Source organism: Achromobacter sp. 18P8.1.1 (genome assembly GCF_057799415.1).
Genome location: NZ_JBYOKH010000039.1, coordinates 1 through 25,254, shown reverse-complemented (window position 1 = coordinate 25,254; position 25,254 = coordinate 1). Strand labels below are relative to the sequence as shown.

The following is a 25,254-nucleotide window of genomic DNA, read 5'->3' as shown; positions in this document are numbered from 1 at the left end:
CCGCCACAGCAAAACGTCCCAAAAAGGCGGCCCGCGCAGATTCTGCCGGCCGCCTTTCTTCTTTCCGAGGCGCCTGTGAATTCCTCCGCTCCCCGCCCGCAGGGCAACCCAGCGCTCTACATCGGCTTGATGTCCGGCACCAGCGTCGACGGCGTCGACGGCGTGCTCGTCCGCCTGGACGCCGGCCAGGCGCCGCAGGTGCTTGCCAGCGCCAGCCTGCCCATGCCCGAGAACCTGCGCCGCGAGCTGCTGGCGCTGAACCTGTCCGGCGACGACGAACTGGCGCGCGCCGCGCTGGCCGCGAACGCGCTTGCCCGCCTGTACGGCCAGGCGGTCGCCGCCCTGCTCCAGGACGCCGGCCTGAAAGCGGACGCCGTGACCGCCATCGGCGCGCACGGCCAGACCGTCCGGCACCGGCCGGACAGCGGCTATACCGTGCAGCTCAATGCGCCTGCCTTGCTGGCGGAATTGACCGGCATCGACGTGGTGGCGGACTTCCGCAGCCGCGACGTGGCCGCAGGCGGCCAAGGTGCACCGCTGGTGCCGCCATTCCACGCCGCGATCTTCGGGGCGCAGCATGGCCGCGCCGTCCTCAATCTGGGCGGCATCGCCAACGTCACGCTACTGGCGCCCGGCCAGCCGGCGCGCGGCTTCGATACCGGCCCGGCCAACGTCTTCCTGGACGCCTGGTGCCAACGCCATCTGGGGCAGCCCTATGACGCCGACGGCCGCTGGGCCGCCTCCGGCCAGGTGGTGGCGCCCTTGCTGGAACAACTGATCGCCAGCGAGCCCTGGTTCGCCCTGCCCCCACCCAAGTCCACCGGCCGCGACCTGTTCAACCTGCAATGGCTGGACGACCGACTGGCCGCGTTCGACGGCCCCAAGCCGGCCCCTCAGGACGTGCAGGCGACGCTGCAGCGCCTGACTGCCAGGACGGTCGCCAATGCCATCGACGCGGCCGCTGCGGGCACGCAAGAGGTCTTCGTGTGCGGCGGCGGCGCGTATAACGCCGACCTGATGCGCGAACTGGCGTATTGCCTGCAGCGTCCGGTGCAAGCGACCGATGCGCTGGGCGTACCCGCACAGCAAGTCGAAGCGCTGGCCTTTGCGTGGCTGGCGCAAGCGTTTGTCGAACGCCGGCCCGCTGGGCTGCCGGCCGTGACGGGCGCGCACGGCCCACGGATCCTGGGCGCGCTCTATCCTGCTTGAAGCGGGCATGAAGGGCGGACCGCACCACATGCCGCCCAAAAACAAAAAGCCCTTCGGCATGCCGAAGGGCTTTTGCTTTCCCGAACCGGTGAGGAATTACACCGAGAACGAGGAACCGCAGCCGCAGGTGGTGCTGGCGTTGGGATTGCGGATGACGAACTGCGCGCCTTCCAGGTCTTCCTTGTAGTCGATCTCGGCGCCGACCAGATATTGGAAGCTCATCGGATCAACCAGCAGTTGAACGCCGGCCTTGTCCAGCACGGTGTCGTCTTCGTTCACGACTTCGTCGAACGTGAAGCCGTACTGGAAGCCCGAACAGCCGCCACCTTGGACAAACACGCGCAGCTTCAGCTCGGGGTTGCCTTCTTCGGCCAACAAGTCCTTCACTTTGGCGGCAGCCGAGTCAGTAAATACCAAAGGAACAGGCGGGGCGGCCTGGAGGTCGACGGTTTCGGTCACTGCATTCATGGTTCACTCCTGGCCGGATAGGCCATATTTCGGTGAGCGGCAACGGCGCTCGCATAGTGTCACTATAGCGCAGGGCTTGACTAGACTCAAAGTTCCAGTTTGATACTGCGCGATGCACGGACGGTATCGCCTTCCAGGACGCTGACGGTAACGCTTTCGGGGACAAAACCCTCTGGGACCGCCAGGACCCCCTGGCTGCGCTGGTATTGGTCGAATTGCAGGGCCAGAGACGCCGCCGTGGTGGATTCGCCCGTGGCCGTCACGGGCCCGGTTTCGGCCTTGACCTGCAGGGGCGCCAGATCCACGGTAACCGTTTCGCCCTTCAGGACGCCCGTGGCCTGGAAACGCAGCGCGCCCGCAAAGGAGGCCCCGCCGTTGCGCCCGCTGCGCATCAAGAGCACCTTGTAGCGCAGGCCGCCGCCTTCGCGGTCGATCTGCACGCCACGGATGTCCACCGAGCCTTCCGGCCCGGGAGGCAGCAATTGTTCGTAGAACGCCAACTGGTCTCGCACGCGGCCAACTTCGGCCTGCACGGCGCGCAGCTGGGTCTCCAGTTCCTGGCGGGCGGCACGCTCGATGACGAGCTCGCCATCGGCGGTATCCAGCTGGCCCTGCGTGTAGCGCAATTGCGTGGCCTGCTGGCGCATGGCTTCTTGCTGCGCCTCGGCCTGCGCCGCGCTGATCACGACGGCATCCTGCGGCTGGGCTTGCCGCTGGGCATGGAAGTAGCCGGCGGCACCACCCAGCAGCACACCGACAAGCAGCCCTGCCGCCACGCGCAGCAGCCCGCCGGCAGGGCGGGATGGATGTGTGGCGGGGGAATCAACTGACATGGGAAGCAGAGGGGCAGCGGCCGGAGCCGCCGCCCGATCCGGGCATCAGGGCAGAATTGCGACCTGATCCAGGCCCGTCGATTCGGGCACGCCGAACATCAGGTTCATGTTCTGGACGGCTTGGCCGGCGGCGCCCTTGACCAGGTTGTCTTGCACGACCAGGACGATCAGCTGGTCGCCATTGCCGGGACGGCTCAGCGCGATGCGCAGGTTGTTCGAGGCACGCACCGAACGGGTTTCGGGCAGGCTGCCAGCCGGCATCACGTCCACGAAGGGTTCGTCGGCGTAGCGTTGCTCGAACAAAGCCTGGAAGTCCGTGTCGCGGGCCTCAGGCAGGATGCGGGCGTAGATCGTGGAGAACATGCCGCGGATCATCGGCACCAGGTGCGGCACGAAGGTCAGGCCGACCTTGCCGCCGGAGATCTTCTCCAGCTGGGCAACGATTTCCGGATGGTGGCGGTGACCGGCCACGCCATAGGCCTTGAAGTTGTCGGACGCTTCCGAGAACAGCGAGCCCACTTCCGCCTTGCGGCCGGCGCCCGACACGCCCGACTTGCAGTCGGCGATCAGGGTTTGGGCATCGACCAGCGGCTTGCCGCCTTCCAGCAGCGGCGCCAGGCCCAGCAGCACGGTGGTGGGATAGCAGCCGGGGTTGCCGATGACGCGCGCGCGGGCGATGGCTTCGCGGTTCAGTTCCACCAGGCCGTATTGGGATTCGGCCAGGATGTCCGGGCAGGTATGGGGAATCTTGTACCAGCGTTCGAAGGTGGGGATGTCCTGCAGACGGAAATCGGCGGCCAGGTCGATGACGCGGGTGCCTGCGGCGATCAGTTCCTGGGCTTGCGCCATTGCCACGCCGTGGGGCGTCGCGAAAAACACCACGTCGCAATCCGTCAGCGTGGCCTTTTCCGGTGCCGAGAAGGCCAGGTTCACGCGGCCGCGCAGGTTCGGATACATGTCAGCCACCGGCAGCCCGTCTTCCTTGCGGGACGTGATGGCGGTCAATTCCACATTGGGATGCTGCGACAGCAAGCGCAGCAGCTCGACGCCGGTATAACCGGTGCCGCCGACGATACCAACCTTGATACGGGTGTTCGATGCTTGGGCCATGATGGTGTGCTCTTCGTAGAACGAGGCTAGATTGTATCGCTCGGGAAACGGGTCTTGCGGCACCGTGCCAAAATTGGTGCGCGAACCCCTTTGTCCGACCGGACGGGGCGCGCGGAGTTCCGCGCGGGGCGGCCGGGGCATCTGTCCCGCGTCCGCCCAAAAACAAAAAACCCGCCGAAGCGGGTTTTTTGCAGCAACATTAACGCTTGCTGAACTGCTTGCGACGACGTGCCTTGCGGAAGCCGACCTTCTTACGTTCGACTTCACGGGCATCGCGGGTCACAAAGCCAGCTTGCGACAGTGCGGGCTTCAGGGTCGCGTCGTAGTCGATCAGGGCACGCGTGATGCCGTGACGGACTGCGCCGGCCTGGCCGGTTTCACCGCCGCCGTGGACGTTGACTTTGATGTCGAACGATTCCAGGTGGCCGGTCAGTTCCAGCGGCTGGCGCACGATCATGCGGCCAGTTTCGCGGGCGAAGAACTCGTCGACGGGCTTGCCGTTGACAACGATCTTACCCGTGCCCTTCTTGATGAAAACGCGAGCCACCGAAGTTTTGCGACGGCCGGTTCCGTAATTCCAGTTACCGATCATGGCGTTTCCTTAGATATCCAGCGTCTTGGGCTGCTGGGCGGTGTGCGGGTGCTCGGCACCGGCATAGACCTTCAGCTTCTTGATCATGGCGTAGCCCAGAGGACCCTTGGGCAGCATGCCCTTGACGGCCTTCTGAATGGCGCGACCGGGAAAACGCTCTTGCATTTTCTCGAAGTTCGTTTCGCGGATACCGCCCGGGTACGTGGTGTGGCGGAAGTACTTCTTGTCCTTCGCCTTGGTACCGGTAACGACGATATCGGATGCGTTGATGATGACGATGTAATCGCCAGTATCAACGTGCGGCGTGAATTCAGGTTTGTGCTTGCCACGCAGACGACGTGCGACTTCGCTGGCCACACGACCGAGGACTTTGCCCTTGGCGTCGATCACAAACCAGTCACGTTGGACTTCATGCGGCTTGGCCACAAAGGTCTTCATGATGGTTCCTAAGAATAAAAAGTTCTTGCTGACTAGAACGTCTAGCCAGTGTTCTTTCCCCAACTAGACAAGAGTCCTGGCGACGTGAAATCGTTGGATTTCAAGTTCCGGGCCTTATCTTTATGACGTCCCGCCTAAGCGTTATTACCCGCCCGTGCAATGGTCAAAATGAGGGAAAGCCTGAAATTCTAACACGGATGATCAAAAAGTGGGCAAGCGCAAAAACCTCAGGCGGTGGCTGGCCGCAAGCCATGTTGCAGCCAGCGCACATGCAATTCAGGGACAAATCCCCGAGGCAGGGACGCGCTCAGGCGCCCAGATACGCTTCCAGCACCCGCGGGTGGCCCAGCAATTCGCGGCCGGTGCCGGTCAGCGCCATGGCGCCGTTCTCAAGCACATAGCCGTTCTGGGCGATCTTCAGCGCCTGGCGCACGTTCTGCTCCACCAGGAACAGGGTCAGGCCGTCGGCGTTGATGGCGCGCAGCGAACGGAAGATCTCCTGCACGACGATCGGCGCCAGGCCCATCGACGGTTCGTCCAGCAGCAACAGGCGGGGCTTGGCCATCAAGGCCCGGCCAATGGCCAGCATCTGCTGTTCGCCGCCTGACAGGTTGCCGGCGATGCCGGTGATCCGCTCTTTCAGGCGCGGAAACAGGTTGAACACGTATTCCAGGTCGGAATCCACGTTCTTCAGGCCGCGGCGGTAAGCGCCCAGCTCCAGGTTTTCCAGCACCGTCATGGTGGTGAGGATGGCCCGGCCTTCCGGCACCTGCACAATGCCGCGCGCCACGAGCTGGTGCGGGGCCAGGTTGGTGACGTCTTCGCCTTCGAACAGGATGCGGCCGCGCGCTTTGGGCAGCAAGCCCGACAGCGCCAGCAGCGTGGTCGATTTGCCGGCGCCGTTGGCGCCGACCAGGGCGGTGATTTCTTTGGCGTTCAGGTCCAGGTCGATGCCGCGGACGGCTTCGATATGGCCGTAGTTGACCTCGAGTCCGCGGACTTCCAGCATGACGCTCATTTGGCGGCCTCCGCTTGTTCGGTGTCTTCGTCGTCTTCGCGGCCCAGGTAGGCCTCGATGACCTGCTCATTGTTGCGGATCTCTTCGGGACCGCCGCAAGCGATGATCTTGCCGAAGTTCAGCACCGCGATGCGTTCGCACAGGCCCATGACGAAGCGCATGTCGTGCTCGATCATCAAGATGGTGTAGCCGCGGTCGCGGATCGCCAGGATCTCGCGCATGAGTTCGGCGCGTTCGCCGGTGTTCATGCCCGCGACCGGCTCGTCCAGCAGCAACAACTTGGGCTCGGTGGCCAGCGCGCGCGCCAGCTCCAGGCGGCGCTGTTCGCCGTAGGACAGGTTATCGGCCAGGTCGTTGGCCTTGTGATCCAGGCGCATCCACGTCAGCAGCTCGTGGGCGCGCTCGCGGGCGCGCTTTTCGTGCTCGCGGTAGCCCGGCAGGCCCAGCAGCAGGCTGGGGAAGCCGTAGTTCATGTGGCGATAGGCGCCCACCACCACGTTTTCCAGCAACGTCATCTCTTTGAAGAGACGGATGTTCTGGAACGTGCGCGCAATGCCCATGCGCGTGATGCTGTGCGGCTTCTTGGCCAGCACGCTTTGGCCGTTGAACGTGATCGAGCCGCCGCTGGGCGGCAACAGGCCGGTGATCAGGTTGAACACCGTGGTCTTGCCGGCGCCGTTGGGGCCGATCAGGCCGAAGATCGCGCCTTCGGGCACGGACAGGCTGACGTCATGCAGCACATGCAAGCCGCCGAAGCTCTTGGAGACGGAAGAAAGCTCAAGCATGGCGCTTGCCTCCCTGGCCGCCCCGGCCTTGACGCGCCCAGCGCTTGAAGCGCGCCGGGTCCCAGATGCCTTGCGGCAGGAACAACACAATCACCACCAGAATCACTCCGTTCGCGATCAGACGCAAATCCGCGAAGCCGCGCAGCAGCTCGGGCAGCACCGTAATGATGAAGCTGCCCAGGACAGGACCCGCCAGGCCGCCGATGCCGCCCAGGATGGCCATGGTCAGGATTTCAACGCCCCGGTCGAAACCGTATTCGTTGGGACCGATGAAGAAGGTCAGGTGCGCGTTCAGGGCGCCGGCCAGGCCTGCGATCATCGCGCCGGCCACGAAGGCCAGCATCTTGTTGGCACGCACGTCGATGCCCATCAGGCCCGCGGCCGTTTCGTCGCCGCGGATGGCGTCGAACGAGCGGCCGATCTTGGAGGCGCGCACGCGCCAGAGCACGAACAGGACGATGACGACCGCCAGCACCACATGCCACCACTGCGTCAGCTGCGGGATGCCGTTCAGGCCCAGCGCGCCGCCGGTGAGGGACTCGGTGTTCAGGATGGTCACGCGCACGACTTCACCGAAGCCCAGCGTGGCCATGGCCAGATAGACCCCTGACAAGCGCAAGGTCGGCAAGCCGATCAGCGCCGCCACCAGCGCAGGCGCCGCCATGCCGCCGGCCAGGGCGACCGTGAACGGGGCGTCGTAGTTCATGGTGAGCAGCGCGGCGGTGTACGCCCCGATGCCCATGAAAGCGGCGTTGGCCATGGCCAGCATGCCGCAGGCCAGGGTCAGCCAGATGGAGAGGGCCAGCAAGGCATTGGTGCCCAGCGTGAGCACCAGGTTGCCGTAGATGGCCCAGAAGTTTTCGAATCCGCTCATTCTTTAAGCCTTGCGTTGAACCACTTTGCCGAACAGACCTTGCGGGCGCACCAGCAGGATCAGGAACAGCAGGCCGAAAGCCACCGCATCGCGCATGGTGGAACCGACGTACGCAACCGACAGCACCTCGGCGAAGCCCAGGAAGAGCCCGCCCAGCATGGCGCCGCGGATGTCGCCCATGCCGCCCAGGATGATGACCGCGATGCCCTTGTGCAGCATCGGCTGGCCCATCAGGGGGAACAGCGCGTTCGAGTACAGCCCGATCAGCACGCCGGCCACGCCGCCCAGGGCAGCTGCGGCGAACGAGGTGGTGACGAACAGGCGCTCGACGTTGATGCCCAGCAGCCAGGCGGCCTTGGGCGATTCGGCAATGGCGCGCAGCGCGCGGCCGAATTGCGTGCGGCGCATGACGTACATCAGCACGGCCATCAGCGCGAACGACAGGAAGATGATGCCCAGCTCGATGACGGTCAGGTGCAGACCGGCAACTTCGATCACTTCCTCGGGCACGGTGCCGTGCGGGAAGCGCAGGTTGCTGGCGCCGAAAATGCTTTGGGCGCCGTTATTCAGGATGATGCCCACGCCAATCGTGGCGATCATGGGAATCAAGTGCGGCGCGTTGCGCTTGCGCAGGGGCTTGAGCACCAGGTAGTCGATGATGACCCCGGTGAAGCCGGCCACGAAGAACGCGACCATCAGCGCACCCCACAGGGGCAGGCCGAATTGCTGAACGACGAACAGTGCCGCGTAGGCGCCAACCATGAAGACGGCGCCATGCGCCAGGTTGATCACCCCGAGCACGCCGAAGATCAGCGTGAAGCCCAGCGCGAACAGTGCATACACACAGCCCAGCGACAAGGCATTGACGAATTGTTGTTCGAACATGATGGGACTTTCCAGATCTATGAGGGCCTCCACGCGCCCGCTGCGTGGTCCGGCTCTCCCCGAGGGAGGCCATTTTTGTCTTGGGACGGCCCTACGATAAAAAGCGCCTTGCGGACAGCGCTGCCGTCCGCAAGGCGCATCCCCCCGCGCGGGGATGCGTACTGCTTACTTCTCGATGACGTACTTGCCGTCCTTGGTCACGCTGACGATCGGCGCCTGGTCGGCGTCGTAGCCGGCCGGCTTGCCGGCGCGGTCGTTGGCTTGACGGAACTTGAACGCGCCAGTGGCACCGGTCCAGGTCACGGAAGGCAGGGCGTCGCGCAGGGCAGCGCGGTCCTTGGGCAGTTCGCCGGTGATCTTGGTGTTCTTCAGCGCCTGGGCCACGATGTACATGGCGTCATACGACTGGGCTGCGAACTGGTCGGGCGAACCGTTGAACTTGGCCTTGTAGGCGTCGATGAACTTGACGTTCTCGGGGGCCTTGTTCTCGATCGACCACGGGCTGCCGATCCACAGATTGTTCGATGCGCCGCCAGGGGCCAGGTCGAAAATCTTGACCGAGTTCATGCCGTTGCCGCCGATGACGGGCACGTTCAGGCCCAGTTGGCGGGCCTGCACCATGATGGGAGCGCCTTCGGCCAGCAGTGCGGACAGCACGATGGCGTCGGGGTTGGTGCCCTTGATCTTGGTCAGCTGGGCCTTGAAGTCCACGTCGCCCTTGGCGAACGTTTCGGTCGTGGTGACCGGGATCTTCTGGTCTTCCAGGGCCTTCTTGAAGTTGTCGTAGCCGCTCTTGGTGAAGACGTCGTCGTTGCCGTAGAGCACCGCCACGTTCTTCAGGCCGGTCTTGGCCTTGACGGTGGAGATGGTGGCCGGCAGCACGTCGGCTTCGGTGACCGAGTTGCGGAACACGTAGTTGCCGATGGAGGTGATGCCGTCAGCGGTGTTGGACGTGCCGAAGGCGACCGTCTTGGCAGCCTGGGCGATCGGGTCGGCGGCTTGGGCCGAGTTCGACAGCGTCGGGCCGAAGACCATCAGGACGTTGTCCTTGAAGATCAGTTTCTTGAAGACGTTGATGGCTTCTTCTTTCTTGCCTTGTTCGTCCTCGACCACCAGCACGAGCTTGTTGCCGTTGATACCACCCGCAGCGTTGATTTCGTCAGCGGCAAGCTGGAAACCATTGCGGATCGAGACGCCGTACTGGGCGGCGCCGCCGGACAGGGCTTCCGCCACACCCAGCTTGATGTCAGCCGCGTGCGCAGCCGGGACGATACCGGCGGCGATCAGCGCGGCCAGCAGCTTCTTGGTCTTGGATTGCATGGTTGATACCACCTTAAAGTCTGTCTCGGAATATTGGTAATCCGGGCTGGTGTAATCCCGCCGGATTGACGTCTTATGCCGCCTAAAGGCGCCATGATTGCGCGTCAAGACCCGGGATATTACTCCTTTGTATCAGGCCGAAACTCGAATGTGGTTCGAGAAAAGCCCGAAAACCGCCCATTTTTTTGTAAAAAACGCGGTATTACTAGCAAAAACCCTACTCTCCGCCGAATGCCGTTCAGCCTGCGGCGGACCTCCCTGCTACCTGCCCGACAGCGCCACGCCCAGGTACTGGCCATAGGCGCTTTCGGTCAAACGGAACCACGGCATCTCGCTGTCGCGAAAGCCCATATAACTGTCGAGTATGGCCTTGAACTTCGGGTCTTTAGCCGCCAAGTCCTTGTAAGCCTGTTGCGTCGTTTCGAACGCCACGTCCATGATGGCGCGCGGAAATGTGCGGATTTGCGCGCCGCTTGCCGTCAGTTGCGCCAGCGCCGCGGGGTTGCGGGCGTCGTAGCGCGCCGTCAGGGACACATGCGCGGCCAGCGACGCGGCCTGCACCACCGCCTGGTAGTGCTTGGGCAGCTTGTTCCAGGCCTCGTCGTTGATGTAGAGGGAAAGCTGCTCGCCGCCCGCCCACCAGCCGGGTGCGTAGTAATACTTAGCTACCTTATTCAGACCCAGCTTGTCATCGTCATAGGCGCCCGCGCCGGCCACGGCCTGCAGGCCGTCTTTTTCGAAGGCCTCGGCCAGCGGCTTGGCCGGGTCCGCCGGTTGCGGCGACACGCCCATGCGCCCGAGCACGTCGGCGGCCAGCCCGCCCACCCGCATCTTCAGGTCTTTCAGGTCGGCCAGGCGTTTGATTTCACGGGTGTACCAGCCGCCCATCTGCGCCCCGGTGTTTCCCAGCGGGAAATTGATGATCTTTTCCGGCTTGAAGAGCTCGCGGGTCAGGCGCAGGCCGTCGCCTTCGCTCATCCAGGCGTTCATCTGGCGCGCGTTCAACCCGAAGGGCACGGCGGCGTCGAAGCAGAAGGCGGGGTTCTTGGCGAAAAAGAGGCGCGACGATCCGTGGCCGCATTCCACCTTGCTGGTGGAGACGGCTTCCAGCAGGTCCGACGCGGGGACGATCTCGCCGTCGGGGAAGTGGCGAATGTTGAACTTGCCGCCCGTGGCTTCCGAGACGAATTTGCAGAAATGCTCGCCGGCGCCGATGCGCAGGTCCAGGGCAGCGGGGAAAGCAGACGACAGGCGCCAGCTCAACGACGGCATGTCCTGCGCGAACGCAGGCGTGCTGACGGCGGCCCCCGTGGCGACGGCGCCGAGTCCGGCGTGCTTCAAGAATGAACGTCGTTGCATCTCTTTGCTCCTTACTGCAACACCTGGGACTTCGAGCAATACCCGCCGGATATTACACGGGGATATCGGTGTTGGTGGCTAGAGGAATTCCCGAGAGGGGGGAGATGATGGGTTGCGCGCGTTGGACGCCTGCGTCCTGGCTGGTCGGGTGCCGCGCTTCACCCATCCTACGGGGGAGGGTTCCGATGTCTTGGGATGGCCCAGGTTCACAGGATGGGTGTAGCGCGAGGAAACGCGGATCAGGACACCGGCATGCGCCGCGCGCAACCCATCGTTTCCCCCGGCGATCACGTTCCCGCGATGGCCATTTGCTCGATCAGGATCGAGCCGGTGGTCTTGGTGCCGCGCGAAATGGTGTCCGCGCCCACGGCGACGATCTGCTGGAACATGTCCGCCAGATTGCCGGCGATGGTGATTTCCTGCACGGCATGCTGGATCTTGCCGTTTTCCACCCAGTAGCCGAATGCGCCGCGCGAGTAATCGCCCGTGACGTAGTTGACGCCCTGGCCGATCAGTTCGGTGACGAGGAAGCCCGTGCCCAGCTTCTTCAGCATGGCTTCGAAATCGTCGCCGCGCTTGGTCAGCGTGGAGCTGAACACGAGGTTATGCGAGCCGCCGGCGTTGCCGGTGGTAGCCATGCCCAGCTTGCGGGCCGTGTAGGACGACAGGAAATAGCCTTCCAGCACGCCGGCCGACACCACGCTGCGGCGGCGCGTGCGTACGCCCTCGTCGTCGAAGGGCGAGCTGCCCATGCCGCCACGGATGTGGGGGTCTTCGGTCAGGTTGATGTGCTTGGGGAAGATCGGCTTGCCCAGCGAATCCACCAGGAAGCTCGCCTTGCGGTAGAGCGCCCCGCCGTTGACGGCCTGGGTCAGCGCGCCGACGAGCCCCAGCGCCAGCGGCGCTTCAAACAGGACGGGGAACTTGCCGGTGCGGATGCGGCGGGCCGACAGGCGGCTTAGCGTGCGCTCGGCGGCGTAACGGCCGATGGCCTCGGGCGAGGCCAGCTTGGCCGGATCGCGCTCGGACGTGTACCAGTAGTCGCGCTGCATGCCGTTGCCGCGGCCCGCGATGGGCGCCACGGACAGGCTGTGGCGCGAATACGGGTAGCCGCCCAGGAAGCCCCGGGTGTTGCCCATGACGAACTGGCCTTCGTAGGTGCCCACGGTGGCGCCGTCGGTGTTCGTGATGCGGGCGTCGACGTCGCGCGCAGCGCGTTCGGCGCGCAACGCGAGTTCGGCGGCTTCTTCGGTGGACACGCTCCAGGCGCGGTGCAGGTCCAGGTCGGGGAATTCGGTGGCCAGCTGGTCGGCGTCGGGCAGGCCGGCGGCCGGATCGGCAGCGGTATGGCGGGCGATGTGCCAGGCGGCTTCGACGGTCTGGCGCAGCGCCGCTTCGGAAAAGTCGGAGGTCGAGGCGGACCCGCGGCTCTGGCCGGCGTAGACCGTCAGGTCCAGCGAGCGGTCGCGTGTCTGCTCAACGGTTTCGATGTCGTTCTTTCGGACCGAGACCGACAGGCCCAGGCTTTCCGAGACTTCCGCCGCGGCGTCGGAAGCGCCGATCTGGCGCGCGTAGGCGAGGGTTTGTTCGACGAGTTCGGAAAAACGCGCGTGATTCGCCGCCAGCGGCAAGGATGAGGAGGATTTAACCATTGCTGTCCAATTTGCAGAGACGGTTATCATAGCCAAGTCTGTCATTGCGCAGTTTTCCATGAATTCCCATACTGAAGAAGAATCCGTCGACGACGGTTACGATGAAAACGGCTACGACCGTCCCAGCAAGTCCCAGGTCAAGCGTGAAATGCACGCCCTGCTGGACCTGGGCAAACAGCTGATCGAACTGTCCCCCGAACGCCTCAAGCAACTGCCGCTGGCCGAACGCCTCTATGAGGCGATCCGCATGGCGCAGCGCACGACCGGCCGCGAAGGCCGCCGCCGCCAGGTCCACTTCGTGGGCAAGCTGATGCGCGACGCCCCCGCCGACGAGATCCGCGCCCAGCTCGATGTCTGGGAAAACGGCTCGCGCGAAGAAACCGCCGCCATGCACCGGCTGGAAACGTTGCGCGACCGCCTGCTGGACGACGACGATCTGCTGACCAAGCTGCTGGCGAACAATCCGCAAGCCGATGCGCAGCAACTGCGCACGCTGATCCGCGCCGCGCGCAAGGAAAAGCTGGGCAATGCCTCGCTGCTGCAGGGCCAGGAACCGCAGAAGAAGCACTATCGTGCGCTGTTCCAGGCCTTGAAGACCCTGACGCTCTGATTTCCCTTCCCTGAATTTCCCGCCGGCCGTCCATGAACGCTTCCACCGACCTGCTCGATTGCATCGAGATCGAAACCGCCCCCAATCCCACGCACGCCGTGATCTGGCTGCACGGCCTGGGCGCCGACGGCAATGACTTCGCGCCCATCGTGCCGGAACTGGACCTGCCCGCGGGCCTGGGCGTGCGCTTCGTGTTTCCGAACGCGCCGGTGCAGCGCGTGACGATCAACAACGGCATGTCGATGCGCTCCTGGTACGACATCCTGGTGATGGACCTGGTCCGCGTGGAAGACGCCAAGGGCATCCGGGCATCCGAGGCCGCCATCCACAAGCTGATTGCGCGCGAAAACGCCCGGGGCATCCCCACGTCGAACATCGTGCTGGCCGGGTTTTCGCAAGGCAGCGCCATGACGCTGCACACGGGCCTGCGCCTGCCGGAGAAACTGGCGGGCATGATGGCGCTGTCGGGTTACCTGCCGCTCGCGGATACCGCCGAAGCCGAACGCCACAGCGCCAACAACGCCACGCCGATCTTCATGGCCCACGGCCAGTACGACCCGGTCGTGTCGCTGGCGCGCGCCGAGGCGTCGCTGGCTGAACTCAAGCGCCTGGGCTACGACGTGCGCTGGCACACGTATCCCATGCCGCATTCGGTGTGCGCCGAAGAAGTCCGAGACATTTCGGCGTTCTTGAATGGCGTGTGGGGTTGATCTCGGGTTGATGATGGGTTGCGCGCGTTGGGCGTCAGCGCCCTCTCGCGCCTGATCTCGCGCTTCACCCATCCTACGAAGCACGGCAAGCTTTCGCCTGTCCGGCGCGCGAAACCCATCGTTTCGCGCCGGCCGCTATAGCCCACGCCCAAACGGCCAAATCCCATTCCTGTATACCAAGTGGTATTCAAGCCCTGAATTTTCCGGGCTTGGCTGGCGCTCGTCCATAGAGAAAAACGCCAATCGCAAAATACTTGTCGCCTGTTTGTATTGAATATAGTATTCGATCCATGCCTTAGGGCCCGGGCAGTGATCGTTCGGGCTTCCCTGTTGTTGTTGTCGATTCCATCCCATTGGCCGTGTTGCGCCGGGTTTCGGCGTGCCATACAAGACGCAGGAGAAAGTCCCGTGAAATCCTTGCCATTGCCCCGCCTGGCGGGCGTAGCGCTGCTTGCGCTGTTCATTCCGCTGGCCGCCCACGCCGAAGCCCTGAATCCCCCCGTGAAGGTCCGCTACGAAGAGGTGGTGCGTTCCATCCTCTACGTGCCCAAGTACGTGGCCCTGTCGCAGGGGTACTTCAAGGATGCCGGGCTGGACGTGTCGATGAAGACATCCCAGGGCACCGACAAAGGCATGACGGCCCTGCTCTCGGGCAGCGCCGACATCGTGCTGATCGGTCCCGAGGCATCCATCTACGTGCAGAACAGCGAATCGCCGGTCAAGCCGAAGATCTTCGCCGGCCTGACGGCCACCGACGGGTTCTTCCTTTTGGCGCGCAAACCCATCGAGAAGTTCGACTGGTCGATGCTCAAGGGCAAGGACGTCATCGGCTTTCGGCCGGGATCCAACCCCATCGTGTTCCTGGAAACCGCGTTGCGCAAGCACGGGCTTGACCCCCAGAAGGACGTGAAGCTGCTGAACAACATCGGCATTCCGGCGCGCGCCGGCGCGTGGATGGCGGGGCAAGGCGAATACGGCATCTTCCTGGAACCCGAGGCCGGCGAACTGGTGCGCAACGGCAAGGGTTATATCGTGGCCTCCGTCGGCCATGAAGTGGGCCAGGTGGACTACACCGTCTTCACCGCCACCGACAAATACATCCGCGACAACCCCAAGGTCATCCAGGCCTGGACCGATGTGGTCGCGCGAGCCGAAAAATACGTGAAGGACACGCCCGCCGCCACGCTGACCCCGCAGATCATGACGTTCTTCCCCGGCATGGACCAGGGCGCCGTGACCGAAGCGATCGAACGCTACAAGCAGTACCAGATCTGGAAGACGTCGCCGCTGGTGACGGCCGAGGCCATGGCGAAGCTGCAGGACATGCTGATCGCCAGCGCCGTCATGAAGGAAACCGCCCGCGTGAAGTATGAAGACGTGGTGGTGGCCGACTTTGCCAAGAAGGTGCCGTGATGGGAGCCGCCGTCCATAACCTGAAGCCGGCCGTCGCCACGGCGAAGATCGAGCTGCGCGAGGTCTGCCTGTCGTACTTCACGACCGAAGGCGAAACCGAGGCGCTGTCGAACGTGTCGTTCACGCTGGCGCCGGGCGAATTCGTCAGCCTGATCGGGCAAAGCGGCTGTGGCAAGAGCACCCTGCTATCGCTGATTGCCGGGCTGATCCCGCCGACCTCGGGCGCCGTGCTGATCGACGGCCAGGGCGTGACCAAGCCCAATCCGCGCATCGGCTACATGCTGCAGCAGGACTACCTGTTTGAATGGCGCACCATCCTGGACAACGTGATGCTGGGCGCCGAGATCCAGGGCCGGCGCGATGCGCGCAGCGAGGCGCGCGCCGTGCATCTGCTGGAGAAGTGCGGGCTGGGCGCGTTCCTGTCGCACACGCCGCGCCAATTGTCCGGCGGCATGCGGCAGCGCGCGGCGCTGGCGCGCACGCTGGTGACCGAGCCCGACGTGATCCTGCTGGACGAGCCCTTTTCGGCGCTGGATTCGCAGACGCGGTTGGCGATCTCGGACGAAGTGGTGGACATCCTGCGCCGTGAGGGCAAGACGGTGGTGCTGGTCACGCACGACATCGGCGAGGCCATCGCCATGACGGACCGCGTCATCGTGCTGTCGCGCCGGCCCGGCCGGCTGAAGAGCCAGTACCGTATCCACTATGGCGACGGCGCCCGGCCGACGCCCTTCCAGGCGCGCTCGCGGCCGGAGTTCAACACCTATTTCAAACAGCTCTGGGACGAGTTGGACGTCCACGTGGAGGGTTGACCCATGAATGCGCCCATCGCCAATACCGTCCCTCTGCGCGCCGTTCCCGCGCCCAGCGCCAAGTATCTGGACTACCTGCGCCGCGACCGCGCCCGCAAACGCAACATCCGGCTGTCGCAGGCGCTGCTGCTGGTGGTCTTTCTGTGCGCCTGGGAAATCCTGCCGCGCATGCACATCCTGAATCCGCTGCTGACCAGCTACCCGAGCGCCCTGTGGCCCACCTTTATCGAACTGTGGAACAACGGCCAGCTCGGCAAGCACATCATGACGACGCTGTCGGCCACGCTGGTCGGCTTTACGCTGAGCATGGCGATCGGCATCGTGGTGGCCGCCGCGCTGTGGTGGTCGGACTTCCTGTACAAGGTGCTGGACCCCTTCCTGGTGGTCGCCAACGCCATGCCCAAGATCGCCTTCGTGCCGATCTTCTACCTGTGGCTGGGGTCGGACTACGCCGTGTACGGCATGGCCGTGGCCATCGCGGTGTTCGTCACCATCATGGTGGTGTATGCCGGCTTCCGGGGTATCGACCTGAACAAGGTCAAGCTGGCCCACACGTTCGGCGCCAGCCGCTGGCAGGTGCTGACCAAGGTGGTGCTGCCCGGCAGCGTACCCACCCTGATCGCGGCCGTGAAGATGAACATCGGCCTGGCGCTGGTGGGCGTCATCGTGGGCGAATTCCAGTCCGCGGATTCCGGCCTGGGCTTTTTGATCATGAACGGCAGCCAGGTATTCAAGCTGAACATCGTCATGACCGCCATCGCCATGCTGGCGCTGATCTCCAGCGTGATGTATCTCATCATCTACCGCGTCGAAGCCGCCGTGGCGCGGCGCTACGGATAAGGAACCGCCATGGAATTCCCGCAATGGGTACAGGATCGCGTCGTGGCCCGGCAAGGCTGCCTGCATCCGTATGACGAACTGCCCGCCGCCCGGACGGCGGTGGTCGTGGTGGACATGCAGCAGTACTTCACGCTGCCCGGCTACCAGGGCGAATGCGCGCCGGCGCGCGAGATCATCGCGCCGGTGAACCGCCTGTGCGACGCCGTGCGCGCGGCCGGGGGCACCGTCGTCTGGGTGCAGACCGCATCCGACAACGCCGACGCCTTCTGGTCGCACCATCACGGCGTGATGCTGACGCCCGAACGCAGCGCGCGCCGGCTGGAAACGCTGCGCCGCGATTCGCCGGGGTTCCAGCTGCATCCGGACCTGCATGCGCACGACAAGGACCTGCGCGTGGTCAAGCGCTTCTACAGCGCGATGGCGCCCGGATCGTCCGAGCTGGAACTCCTGCTGCGCGGACTGGGCGTGGACACGCTGCTGATCGCGGGCACCGTCACCAACGTGTGCTGTGAATCCACCGCGCGCGACGCCATGATGCGGGACTTCCGCACCATCATGGTCGACGACGCGCTGGCCGCGGTGACGCCCGCCGAGCACGAGCATTCGCTGCACGGCTGGATGCTGTTCTTTGGCGACGTGTTGTCGGTGGACGAGGTGGCGGCGCGGCTGACGCCGGCGCAAGCAGCCAGAAAGACCGCCTGAGGGACCTGACCCCGCACGGGGTCAGGCCATCGGGTCAGACCATGGGGGTCAAACCAGACCCAGCCAGACCCGGCGCATCGTCGGGTCTTCCGGGTCGGCGTCGTTGGTGAAGCCCAGGCTCGTCATCAGCGCCAGCATGGGCCGGTTCGTCGACAGCACCAGGCCGTCGATGTATTCCAGCCCCTGCTCGCGCGCCGCGTCGATCAGCGCCGTCATCAACTGGCGGCCCAGGCCGCGGCGCTGCCAGTCGTCGCCGATCACCAACGCGTACTCTGCCCCGCGCCCGTCGGGGTTGCGCAGGTAGTGCGCGAAACCCACGATGACTTCGCGCGGATGGCCGCGGTTGGCCGGGTTGGGCACTTGCGTGGCCGCCACCAGCGCCAATTCGCGGTGGTAGTCCACCTGCGTGTAGCGCGACACCATGCGCGGGGTCAGTTCGCGCATCATCGACACGAAGCGCATGTAGCGAGAACGCTCCGACAGGCCGCGGATGAACTCCTGCAAGGCGTCGCCGTCTTCCGGGCGGATCGGGCGCAGCACCCACGGGATGCCGTCGCTGAAACGACGCACCTGCACCAGGCGCGCCGGGTATGGGTGGATCGCCATGTGCGGATAGCCCGAGGTCTGCGGCGTTTCACAGCCCGGGGTTTCAGTCAGTAGCAGGCGCAGGCCGCCGGCGCGCAGATGCGTTTCGCCGGCGTAGAGAGGATCGATGTCCAGCGTTTCGATGTCGGGCAATTCCGACACCATTTCGGACACCAGCACCACCGCCTGCTGCAGGGACTCGGCGGCAATATGGCCGATGCGCGGTGCCAGGACGCGGCGCCACAAGCGGCTGCGTTCGATCAGTTGCCGGGCCAGGAAGCCGTTGAGCGGCGGCAGGTCCATGCCGCGATCCGACACAGACAGCATCGCGTCCGGGCCGCCCGCGCCAAAGCGGATGACCGGACCGAACTGCGGATCGCGCCGCACGCGGATGGCCATCGGACGGGATTCGGGCTCGACCGCGGCAACCTCCACCGGCATGTCGCGCAGCGGTACGTAGAACAGGCCCAGCAGGGTGCGGATTTCAGACGTGTTCAGTTCGCGCCGGCAGTCGGCGCGCACCCGCGCGATGACTTCGCGCGCCGCGGCCAGGTCCGGCACGTGGCTGGGGGGTTCCTGCGGCTGCGTCTGCAGCAGCAACTGCTGGTTGTAATGGTGGGACGCCAGCACGCCAAACGCGTCGGCGGCGGATTCCGGCGTCCGGAAAGCGGACGTGCCCGCGTCGTCCAGCATGCGCCGCAAAGGCCGCATGCCGGCGTCGCCCATGAAGCAACTGACGACGGGCTTTTTCGCCTTGGGCGCGATCTGCGCCAGTTCGCGCGCGACCGCCGGCATGTCGGCCAGCGCATCGGGCGCCAAGAGCACCAGCACGCCATCGACGCCCGCGTCGTCCAGCACGGTTTCCAGGATGGCGCGGATGCGCTCCGGCGTCAGCGGCGTATAAGTGATGACCGGATTGGCGCTGGCCGCGTCCGGCTCCAGCATGCCCTCAAGTGCGCGCCGCGTGGCGGGCGCCAGTTCGGCGCGCAGCACGGCGGCGTCGGGGCCGATCAGGTCCATGGCCAACTGCGGGGGGCCGTTGCCGTTGGAGATCAGCGCCACGCGCCGGCCCTTGGGGCGGCGCGTGTAGCCCAGCACCTTCACGGCCGAGAACAGCTGCACGAAGTAGCGCACACGCACCGCGCCGGCGCGGCGCAAGGCGGCGTCGAAAATGGCGTCGGCGCTGTCGGCGTCGGACCGGCCGGCCTTCAGCACGATGACCGGCTTGACGCTGGCGGCGGCGCGCAGCGTGCTCATGAATTCGCGGGCGGGGCCCACGTCTTCCAGATACAGCACGATGCTGTCGGTGCGCGGGTCGCTGGCCAGGTAGTCCAGCACCTTCGACAGGCCCACCACTGCCTCGTCGCCCAGCGACACGGCGGTGGAAAAGCCGATATGCACGTCTTCGGCCCAGTCCATGACCGCCGCCATGATCGAGCGCGACTGCGCCAGCAGCGCCACGCGGCCGGCACGCGCCAGCACCGGGTGCTGGCTGAAGTTCAGGCCCGCATGGGGACGCTGGGCGCCGAAGGAGCGCGGCCCCAGCAGTTCGCAGCGGTTTTCTTCGGCCCAGGCCCGGCACAGGGCCAGCGTGCCGCGCGGATACGGGTCGGGCAGTTCGTGGGGCAAGAGGATTACCGAGCGCGGCGCCAGCGGCGACAGGCGCCGCAGCGTTTCCGGCAGCACGGCCGGTGACACGCAAACCAGGGCCAGATCAGGCCGTTCGCCCGGGGCCAGCCCTTGCAGGGTGGCGGGCAGTTCAGGCGCGGCCCCCGTTTCGCAGGCCACCACGGTGGTTTTCGCCTTGAGCGCGGGCGACAGGGAGGCCGTCGCCGGCAGGGGCCTGTCGGCAACGATCACCAGCGAGCCGGGTTCGAACATCGGGGCAAGAGCGTGTCGCAGCATAGGGGGCAGGCGCTTATCGGGCCCTAATCTAAAATACCGTTCATCGTAACAAGACAATCCCGTCGTCCGCTTGATGTGGACCCTGCCTGACGCCGCTTTGTGGCGCCGCAGCCGCTATCATTGCCACCTATGACCTCCAACGCCTCCTCCCCCATTCGTACCCGTTTCGCGCCTTCGCCCACGGGCTTCCTGCACCTGGGCGGCGCGCGCACCGCGCTGTTCTCCTGGGCCTTCGCGCGCCATCACCAAGGCACCTTCGTGCTGCGCATCGAAGACACGGACGTTGAACGCTCCACGCCGGAAGCGGTGCAAGCCATCCTGGACAGCATGGAATGGCTGGGCATGCAGCCCGACGAAGGCCCCTTCTACCAGATGCAGCGCATGGACCGCTACCGCGAAGTGGTCGCGCAGATGCTGGCCGCCGGCACCGCCTACCACTGCTACAGCTCGCCCGAAGAAGTGGAAGCCATGCGCGAAGCCGCCCGCGCCCGCGGCGACAAGCCGCGCTACGACGGCACCTGGCGCCCGGAACCGGGCAAGACGCTGCCGGCCATCCCCGACGGCCGCAAGCCCGTCGTGCGCTTCAAGAACCCCCAGGAAGGCGCCACCTCCTGGAACGACATGGTCAAGGGCACGATCAGCTTCGACAACACCGAACTGGACGACCTGATCATCGCGCGCCCGGACGGCACGCCCACGTACAACTTCTGCGTGGTGGTCGACGACTGGGACATGGGCATCACGCACGTCCTGCGCGGCGATGACCACGTCAACAACACCCCGCGCCAGATCAACATCCTGCGCGCGCTGGGCGCGACCCTGCCCGAATACGGCCACGTGCCGATGATCCTGGGCCCGGACGGCGAAAAACTGTCCAAGCGCCACGGCGCGGTCAACGTCATGGAGTACGACAACGACGGCTACCTGCCCGAGGCCATGATCAACTACCTGGCCCGCCTGGGCTGGAGCCACGGCGACGACGAACTCTTCTCGCGCGAGCAGCTGGTGTCGTGGTTCGACACCAAGCACCTGTCGAAGTCGGCCTCGCAATGGGATCCGAAGAAGCTGAATTGGGTCAACGCCCACTACATCAAGCAGATGGACAACGCGGAACTGGCCGAACGCGTGGCCCCGCGCGTGGCCAACCGTGGCGGCCATCCGGAAAAGATCGACCTGCCGGGCGTCATGGGCCTGCTGAAGGACCGCGCGGAAACGCTGGAGCAACTGGCTGACGGCGCCATGCTGTTCTGCGCCGAGTTCAAGCCGGCTGCGGCCGAGCTCGTCGAACAGCACCTGACCGCCGCGGCACGCGAAGCACTGGCCGATTTCGCCCAGCGCGCCCAGGACACCGACTGGACCCGCGAAGCCATCTCGGCGCTGATCAAGGCCGTGCTGGCCGACCGCGGCCTGAAGATGCCGCAACTGGCGATCCCGCTGCGCGTGGCCGTCACCGGCCAGACGCAGACGCCCGCCGTGGACGCCGTGCTGGCCCTGCTGGGCAAGCAGACCGTGCTGGCCCGCCTGGCCGCAATCTGAGGCCGAGAGGAGGGTTGGCCGGAGGCTGGCATGGCGTTATCCCGTAGGATGGGTGGAGCGCGCGCGTCTTTGCGCAAGAAGAACGCTCTCGAACGCGCGCAACCCATCACGCGACCGTCATTTCATAGCGAAATCGAAGAGGCATTGGGGCACTGCTTGATGGGTTGCGCGCGCTGGATATCGGTGTTCTCGCCATTACCCTCCGCGCGCTCCACCCATCCTACAGCCTCTCAGCCGGGGCCTCCATCACCCCCATCCCCCCGGCGCCGTCAGCCGCCGGCCTGAATCGCCGCCCGCGCCTTCAGCGCCCGCGCAAAGAACGCGCCCAAGAGCGGCAGCAGCACGGCAGATCCGCCGAACAGCGCGGCGGCGCCGATCTCGTCGACCACCGCGCCCGCCAGGGCCACGCCGGCCGCCTGTCCCATGAACAGGCAGGACGCGAACCAGGCCACGGCGGTGCCGCGCGCCGACGGCACCATCTGCGTCGCGTTGGTCTGCAGCGTGGCGTGCAGCAGGTAATAGCCGAAGCCGGCCAGCACGCTGGCAAGCAGGCTCCACATCCAGACCGGCCCCAGCAGGTAGGACAGGAACGCCACGCTCAGCACCAGGCCGCCCGCGATCGCCAGGCCGCGTTCGCCCAGGCGCTTGAGGATGCGGCCGGCCACCACCGTATAGATCAGGCCGCCCACGGCGTACACCGCCACCAGCGCGCCGGCCGCGGTCAGCGAAATATCGAAGCGTTCATGCAGATACGACGGCGCGAACGCCAGGGCGCCGAACACCAGCAGGCCTTCGGCGAAGACCGTCGCCAGCACGATGCGCGCCCACGGCGTGCCCAGCACCAGGCGCGCCTGCGCCACGAAACCTTTAGTGCCGGCCCCCGCCTCGACCCGGCCGAAGCCCGAGACCTGCTGGCGCCGCACTTCCAGGTGCAACAGCACGCCCACGGCCAGATACCCCACGACCAGCGCGGCAAAGGCCCAGCGCCAGCCGATGGTGTCGGCGAACAGTCCGCCGGCCAATTGCCCGGCCGACATGCCCAGGATGGTCCCGGTCAGGAAACGCGCCAGCGTCGCCTGCCGGCGTTCGTAGGGCACGTTGTCGCCAATCCAGGCCATCGACAGCGGCACGATGCCCGCCCCCGCCGCACCTGACAGCGCGCGGCACAAGACCAGCACATCCAGGGACTCGGCCATGACGGCGCCCGCGCTGCCCAGTGCGCAGGCCACGGTCGCCACGCTGACGACGCGGTACTTGCCGTAGCGGTCGCCGACAGGCCCGAAGAACATCTGCAGCACGCCGTAGGCAACGGCGAACGCCGTCACGGCGCGGGCGGCCTGGCCGGTGGTGGTGCCGAATTCCGCCGCCAGTTGCGGCAGCATGGGATCACAGATGCGGAAAGCGCTGGCGCTGACGAAAGCGGCCAGGGCAAGCAGCGCGATAGCGCGTGCTTCGGAGGACATGGCGGGCATGGAGGTCCGGCGGCGAGGCGAAAGTCGAAGCCCGCACCTTACCGCAGCCCGGCCGTCTTGGCGAAGCCGCCGGGCGGAGTGTCCGCCCGGCGCAACGCTTAGTAAGGCAGGCGGTAGCCCGGAGGCATGCGGCGCGCGGTCACGACCTGGCCGCCGGTCTTCAGTTCGCGCAGCGTCAGCTTGGTCTTCTCGACCTTTTCGACGCGGTAGCGGTTCAGGTAGATCGGATCGTTGGCGTCCACCAGTTCGCCGGCGGATTTGGTGGTCCGCATCGTGTAGATGCCGTCTGCCACCGTCCAGCAACCGGTCTCGCGCAGGGCGGGACGCGCCTTGCGGCCGATCTTCAACAGGGTTTCATAGGCCATCGTGCCATCGGCGGACAACACGATCAGCGATTGCAGGTCGCCGCTGACGTCGCGCGGCTTGCTGTTCGACAACCACGTGCCGATCATCGGGTCGCCGCTTTGGGCGGGTACGCAAGCCACCGGCTTGGGCGGTTCCGCGGGCTGGGCCTCGGTGATGACGGCGGGTTTCCTGGCGACGCAACCGGCCAGGACCAGAACGGCGCAGGCGATGCCGGCCGAACGCAAATACACACTGCTCATGTCTTCCTCAACACGTCTGTCGACGCGCCGCACCGATCACACCGGCACGTCCTTCGCGCAGCAAACATGACGCACTCTAAAGAGCCGCCTGGGAAGAATCAACGACGATCCGCGCGGAGTGCAATTGCGCAACAGTCGGGCGTTCAAAGCCCCGGGTTTAGCCCTGGAAAACGCACGAATGCGTTGGTTTCAAGCGACACTGCGGCCGCCCCGCACCGCTTTGGCGCGCAGCATTTCTTCCATGCGCGCGGCCGCCGGCGAGAGGCTGCGCCCCGCCAGCCGCGTGATGCCCAATTCGCGTTCGATCCGCGGCCGCGACAGCGGCACGAACGCCAGCCCGGGCGAGTCCGGCGGCACGCCCAGCCGCGCCAGTACAGTCACGCCCACGCCGCGTTCCAGCATGGCCAGTAGCGACATCATGTTCGACACGAACACCTGCCGGTCCAGCATGAAGGCGGCCTGCGGATAGCCGGCAAGCTGCCGGTGCGCCACGGTGCCCACGAGCGGCAGGCCCGCGATCTCGCGCCACGTCACCGACTTGCGCCCGGCCAGCGGATGGCCGCGATGGCAGACCAGGCCGAAGGCGTCGCGCAGCAGCGGCTCGAACGACAGGCGGCGATCCTGCAACACCGGGCTGCACACGCCCAGTTCGACCTCGCCTGCCAGCACCATGCGTTCGACGCCTTCGGAGTTGTCGTCGAACAGGCGCAACGCCACCGCCGGATAGCGCTCGCGGTAGGTGGCCACGAGTTCGGGCAGCCAGTGCGTCGCCACGGTGGCCACAGAGGCCATCGTCAGCGTGCCGGCGCCGTTGTTGGCCAGCCCGGACAGCGCGCCCGCCACGCGGTCGTGATGCTCGACCAGTTCGCGCGCCAGCGGCAGGCAATCCTGCCCGAAGCGCGTGAGCGTGTTGCGGTTGCCGCGTTCGAACAGCGGCTGCCCCAGGCGCTGCTCCATTTCACGGATGGACAAGGACAACGCCGGCTGCGAGCGGAAGGCCCGGGCGGCCGCCGCGCGGAAACTGCGCAGCTCTGCCACCAGCAGGAAATGCCGGTAATGCGTAATGGACAGGTCAGGCAAGGATCGCATCGGGCAGCTTGATTTGGAAAACTTATCGAATCATAGGAAAAATAAAGTTTTCTGATCATAGGGGCGCACTTAAGATGGCCGCAAGATGAACGCTGCCGCCCCCACTTCCGCCCCCATCGCCACGGACCCGCTGGATTTCAGCCTGGCCGACCGCCTGCCCGCCCGCGCCGCGGGCCGGGGCCGCCTGATCGTCGGCGCGCTGCCGCAAGACGGCCGGCCCGGCCTGCTCTTCGTGCCGGGCGCCTATCACGGCGCCTGGTGCTTTGCGCACTATCTGGACTACTTCGCCGCCGCCGGCCTGGCCTGCGCGGCGCTGGACCTGCGCGGCCATGGGGCGCTGCCCCAGGACGCGGCGTTTGCGGCCACCACCATCGCCGACCTGGGCCAGGACGTGGCCCACGCGCTGGATGCGCTGGAAGGCCCCACGGTCGT

The 25,254-nt window shown here is 65.8% G+C and carries 25 protein-coding genes; 9 read left to right on the top strand and 16 right to left on the bottom strand.

Going from position 1 to position 25,254, the window contains the following annotated elements; genetic code table 11:
- The first annotated feature begins 75 nt into the window (after positions 1-75).
- The gene (locus tag AC27VE_RS21990; protein ID WP_488704951.1) at positions 76-1,209 is read left to right on the top strand and encodes an anhydro-N-acetylmuramic acid kinase; all 1,134 of its coding nucleotides are present in this window, start codon (positions 76-78) and stop codon (positions 1,207-1,209) included.
- A 96-nt stretch (positions 1,210-1,305) separates the two neighbouring features.
- Here AC27VE_RS21990 and erpA read toward each other — a convergent pair whose 3' ends face one another.
- The 12 genes from erpA to pmbA all read right to left on the bottom strand — a co-directional run bounded on the left by erpA (position 1,306) and on the right by pmbA (position 12,543).
- Positions 1,306-1,677 carry an iron-sulfur cluster insertion protein ErpA gene (gene erpA, locus AC27VE_RS21985; RefSeq protein WP_006226695.1) on the bottom strand — a complete coding sequence of 124 codons (372 nt, stop codon included), beginning with the start codon at positions 1,675-1,677 and terminating at the stop codon, positions 1,306-1,308.
- 86 nt (positions 1,678-1,763) lie between these two features.
- Positions 1,764-2,510, bottom strand: a complete 747-nt coding sequence (locus AC27VE_RS21980; RefSeq protein WP_488704950.1) for a DUF6776 family protein — start codon at positions 2,508-2,510, stop codon at positions 1,764-1,766.
- Between the two features lie 45 nt (positions 2,511-2,555).
- On the bottom strand, positions 2,556-3,620 hold the full coding sequence (gene argC / locus AC27VE_RS21975) for an N-acetyl-gamma-glutamyl-phosphate reductase (protein ID WP_006226693.1): 1,065 nt from the start codon (positions 3,618-3,620) through the stop codon (positions 2,556-2,558).
- 199 nt (positions 3,621-3,819) lie between these two features.
- Complete coding sequence (gene rpsI, locus AC27VE_RS21970; protein ID WP_006226692.1) at positions 3,820-4,212, bottom strand: 30S ribosomal protein S9; 393 nt, start codon at positions 4,210-4,212, stop codon at positions 3,820-3,822.
- Positions 4,213-4,221: 9 nt separating this feature from the next.
- On the bottom strand, positions 4,222-4,650 hold the full coding sequence (rplM, locus tag AC27VE_RS21965; protein WP_006217309.1) for a 50S ribosomal protein L13: 429 nt from the start codon (positions 4,648-4,650) through the stop codon (positions 4,222-4,224).
- A gap of 307 nt (positions 4,651-4,957) precedes the next feature.
- Positions 4,958-5,668, bottom strand: coding sequence for an ABC transporter ATP-binding protein (locus AC27VE_RS21960; RefSeq protein WP_315527890.1), 711 nt, complete (start codon positions 5,666-5,668; stop codon positions 4,958-4,960).
- Entirely contained in the window at positions 5,665-6,453 is a 789-nt protein-coding gene (locus tag AC27VE_RS21955; protein WP_427958815.1) for an ABC transporter ATP-binding protein, read from the bottom strand. Before AC27VE_RS21955 ends, AC27VE_RS21960 begins: the two co-directional genes overlap by 4 nt.
- A complete protein-coding gene (locus AC27VE_RS21950) occupies positions 6,446-7,327 on the bottom strand; it encodes a branched-chain amino acid ABC transporter permease (RefSeq protein WP_006226689.1) in 882 nt (293 codons plus the stop codon). The genes AC27VE_RS21955 and AC27VE_RS21950 overlap by 8 nt, the downstream gene beginning before the upstream one ends.
- Positions 7,328-7,330: 3 nt before the next feature.
- Positions 7,331-8,212: a branched-chain amino acid ABC transporter permease gene (locus AC27VE_RS21945; protein WP_169271846.1), complete on the bottom strand. Its 882-nt coding sequence runs from the start codon at positions 8,210-8,212 to the stop codon at positions 7,331-7,333.
- Positions 8,213-8,377: 165 nt separating this feature from the next.
- Positions 8,378-9,532, bottom strand: a complete 1,155-nt coding sequence (locus tag AC27VE_RS21940) for an ABC transporter substrate-binding protein (RefSeq protein ID WP_006226687.1) — start codon at positions 9,530-9,532, stop codon at positions 8,378-8,380.
- A gap of 261 nt (positions 9,533-9,793) precedes the next feature.
- On the bottom strand, positions 9,794-10,891 hold the full coding sequence (locus AC27VE_RS21935; RefSeq protein ID WP_006226686.1) for a TRAP transporter substrate-binding protein: 1,098 nt from the start codon (positions 10,889-10,891) through the stop codon (positions 9,794-9,796).
- 287 nt (positions 10,892-11,178) lie between these two features.
- Positions 11,179-12,543, bottom strand: coding sequence for a metalloprotease PmbA (gene pmbA / locus AC27VE_RS21930; RefSeq protein ID WP_427956643.1), 1,365 nt, complete (start codon positions 12,541-12,543; stop codon positions 11,179-11,181).
- A gap of 58 nt (positions 12,544-12,601) precedes the next feature.
- Between pmbA and yjgA the strand changes: the two genes are divergently transcribed.
- From yjgA to AC27VE_RS21900, 6 genes are all read left to right on the top strand, one after another.
- Positions 12,602-13,153, top strand: coding sequence for a ribosome biogenesis factor YjgA (gene yjgA / locus AC27VE_RS21925; RefSeq protein WP_006226684.1), 552 nt, complete (start codon positions 12,602-12,604; stop codon positions 13,151-13,153).
- A gap of 32 nt (positions 13,154-13,185) precedes the next feature.
- Positions 13,186-13,863: an alpha/beta hydrolase gene (locus AC27VE_RS21920; RefSeq protein WP_006226683.1), complete on the top strand. Its 678-nt coding sequence runs from the start codon at positions 13,186-13,188 to the stop codon at positions 13,861-13,863.
- A gap of 408 nt (positions 13,864-14,271) precedes the next feature.
- Positions 14,272-15,276, top strand: a complete 1,005-nt coding sequence (locus AC27VE_RS21915) for an ABC transporter substrate-binding protein (protein ID WP_488704949.1) — start codon at positions 14,272-14,274, stop codon at positions 15,274-15,276.
- Positions 15,276-16,088 (top strand): ABC transporter ATP-binding protein, encoded by an 813-nt coding sequence (locus AC27VE_RS21910; protein ID WP_006226681.1) that lies wholly within the window; start codon positions 15,276-15,278, stop codon positions 16,086-16,088. The genes AC27VE_RS21915 and AC27VE_RS21910 overlap by 1 nt, the downstream gene beginning before the upstream one ends.
- A 3-nt stretch (positions 16,089-16,091) precedes the next feature.
- On the top strand, positions 16,092-16,928 hold the full coding sequence (locus tag AC27VE_RS21905; RefSeq protein ID WP_088590297.1) for an ABC transporter permease: 837 nt from the start codon (positions 16,092-16,094) through the stop codon (positions 16,926-16,928).
- Between the two features lie 9 nt (positions 16,929-16,937).
- Positions 16,938-17,630 (top strand): isochorismatase family protein, encoded by a 693-nt coding sequence (locus tag AC27VE_RS21900; RefSeq protein ID WP_488704948.1) that lies wholly within the window; start codon positions 16,938-16,940, stop codon positions 17,628-17,630.
- Positions 17,631-17,678: 48 nt separating this feature from the next.
- Here the strand turns inward: AC27VE_RS21900 and AC27VE_RS21895 are convergent, their stop codons facing one another.
- Positions 17,679-20,120, bottom strand: a complete 2,442-nt coding sequence (locus tag AC27VE_RS21895; protein WP_424626600.1) for a bifunctional acetate--CoA ligase family protein/GNAT family N-acetyltransferase — start codon at positions 20,118-20,120, stop codon at positions 17,679-17,681.
- Between the two features lie 129 nt (positions 20,121-20,249).
- Between AC27VE_RS21895 and gltX the strand changes: the two genes are divergently transcribed.
- Complete coding sequence (gene gltX / locus AC27VE_RS21890; RefSeq protein ID WP_488704947.1) at positions 20,250-21,656, top strand: glutamate--tRNA ligase; 1,407 nt, start codon at positions 20,250-20,252, stop codon at positions 21,654-21,656.
- A 269-nt stretch (positions 21,657-21,925) separates the two neighbouring features.
- Here gltX and AC27VE_RS21885 read toward each other — a convergent pair whose 3' ends face one another.
- The 3 genes from AC27VE_RS21885 to AC27VE_RS21875 form a co-directional block, all read right to left on the bottom strand.
- On the bottom strand, positions 21,926-23,128 hold the full coding sequence (locus tag AC27VE_RS21885) for an MFS transporter (protein ID WP_088590293.1): 1,203 nt from the start codon (positions 23,126-23,128) through the stop codon (positions 21,926-21,928).
- A 98-nt stretch (positions 23,129-23,226) separates the two neighbouring features.
- A complete protein-coding gene (locus AC27VE_RS21880; protein WP_006226675.1) occupies positions 23,227-23,733 on the bottom strand; it encodes a hypothetical protein in 507 nt (168 codons plus the stop codon).
- A gap of 189 nt (positions 23,734-23,922) precedes the next feature.
- On the bottom strand, positions 23,923-24,822 hold the full coding sequence (locus tag AC27VE_RS21875; protein WP_427956650.1) for a LysR family transcriptional regulator: 900 nt from the start codon (positions 24,820-24,822) through the stop codon (positions 23,923-23,925).
- Positions 24,823-24,907: 85 nt separating this feature from the next.
- Between AC27VE_RS21875 and AC27VE_RS21870 the strand changes: the two genes are divergently transcribed.
- On the top strand, positions 24,908-25,254 hold a 347-nt coding region (locus AC27VE_RS21870), incomplete at its 3' end, for an alpha/beta fold hydrolase (RefSeq protein WP_488704946.1).

Excerpts from the sequence above, each read along its gene's own strand:
- rpsI (WP_006226692.1), bottom strand. The coding sequence starts at position 4,212 with ATGATCGGTAACTGGAATTACGGAACCGGCCGTCGCAAAACTTCGGTG.
- AC27VE_RS21920 (WP_006226683.1), top strand. The coding sequence starts at position 13,186 with ATGAACGCTTCCACCGACCTGCTCGATTGCATCGAGATCGAAACCGCC.
- yjgA (WP_006226684.1), top strand. The coding sequence starts at position 12,602 with ATGAATTCCCATACTGAAGAAGAATCCGTCGACGACGGTTACGATGAA.
- AC27VE_RS21945 (WP_169271846.1), bottom strand. The coding sequence starts at position 8,212 with ATGTTCGAACAACAATTCGTCAATGCCTTGTCGCTGGGCTGTGTGTAT.
- pmbA (WP_427956643.1), bottom strand. The coding sequence starts at position 12,543 with ATGGTTAAATCCTCCTCATCCTTGCCGCTGGCGGCGAATCACGCGCGT.
- AC27VE_RS21880 (WP_006226675.1), bottom strand. The coding sequence starts at position 23,733 with ATGAGCAGTGTGTATTTGCGTTCGGCCGGCATCGCCTGCGCCGTTCTG.
- argC (WP_006226693.1), bottom strand. The coding sequence starts at position 3,620 with ATGGCCCAAGCATCGAACACCCGTATCAAGGTTGGTATCGTCGGCGGC.
- erpA (WP_006226695.1), bottom strand. The coding sequence starts at position 1,677 with ATGAATGCAGTGACCGAAACCGTCGACCTCCAGGCCGCCCCGCCTGTT.
- AC27VE_RS21935 (WP_006226686.1), bottom strand. The coding sequence starts at position 10,891 with ATGCAACGACGTTCATTCTTGAAGCACGCCGGACTCGGCGCCGTCGCC.
- rplM (WP_006217309.1), bottom strand. The coding sequence starts at position 4,650 with ATGAAGACCTTTGTGGCCAAGCCGCATGAAGTCCAACGTGACTGGTTT.
- AC27VE_RS21875 (WP_427956650.1), bottom strand. The coding sequence starts at position 24,822 with ATGCGATCCTTGCCTGACCTGTCCATTACGCATTACCGGCATTTCCTG.
- AC27VE_RS21900 (WP_488704948.1), top strand. The coding sequence starts at position 16,938 with ATGGAATTCCCGCAATGGGTACAGGATCGCGTCGTGGCCCGGCAAGGC.
- AC27VE_RS21885 (WP_088590293.1), bottom strand. The coding sequence starts at position 23,128 with ATGCCCGCCATGTCCTCCGAAGCACGCGCTATCGCGCTGCTTGCCCTG.
- AC27VE_RS21950 (WP_006226689.1), bottom strand. The coding sequence starts at position 7,327 with ATGAGCGGATTCGAAAACTTCTGGGCCATCTACGGCAACCTGGTGCTC.
- AC27VE_RS21940 (WP_006226687.1), bottom strand. The coding sequence starts at position 9,532 with ATGCAATCCAAGACCAAGAAGCTGCTGGCCGCGCTGATCGCCGCCGGT.
- AC27VE_RS21905 (WP_088590297.1), top strand. The coding sequence starts at position 16,092 with ATGAATGCGCCCATCGCCAATACCGTCCCTCTGCGCGCCGTTCCCGCG.
- AC27VE_RS21895 (WP_424626600.1), bottom strand. The coding sequence starts at position 20,120 with ATGCTGCGACACGCTCTTGCCCCGATGTTCGAACCCGGCTCGCTGGTG.
- AC27VE_RS21980 (WP_488704950.1), bottom strand. The coding sequence starts at position 2,510 with ATGTCAGTTGATTCCCCCGCCACACATCCATCCCGCCCTGCCGGCGGG.
- AC27VE_RS21955 (WP_427958815.1), bottom strand. The coding sequence starts at position 6,453 with ATGCTTGAGCTTTCTTCCGTCTCCAAGAGCTTCGGCGGCTTGCATGTG.
- gltX (WP_488704947.1), top strand. The coding sequence starts at position 20,250 with ATGACCTCCAACGCCTCCTCCCCCATTCGTACCCGTTTCGCGCCTTCG.
- AC27VE_RS21910 (WP_006226681.1), top strand. The coding sequence starts at position 15,276 with ATGGGAGCCGCCGTCCATAACCTGAAGCCGGCCGTCGCCACGGCGAAG.
- AC27VE_RS21960 (WP_315527890.1), bottom strand. The coding sequence starts at position 5,668 with ATGAGCGTCATGCTGGAAGTCCGCGGACTCGAGGTCAACTACGGCCAT.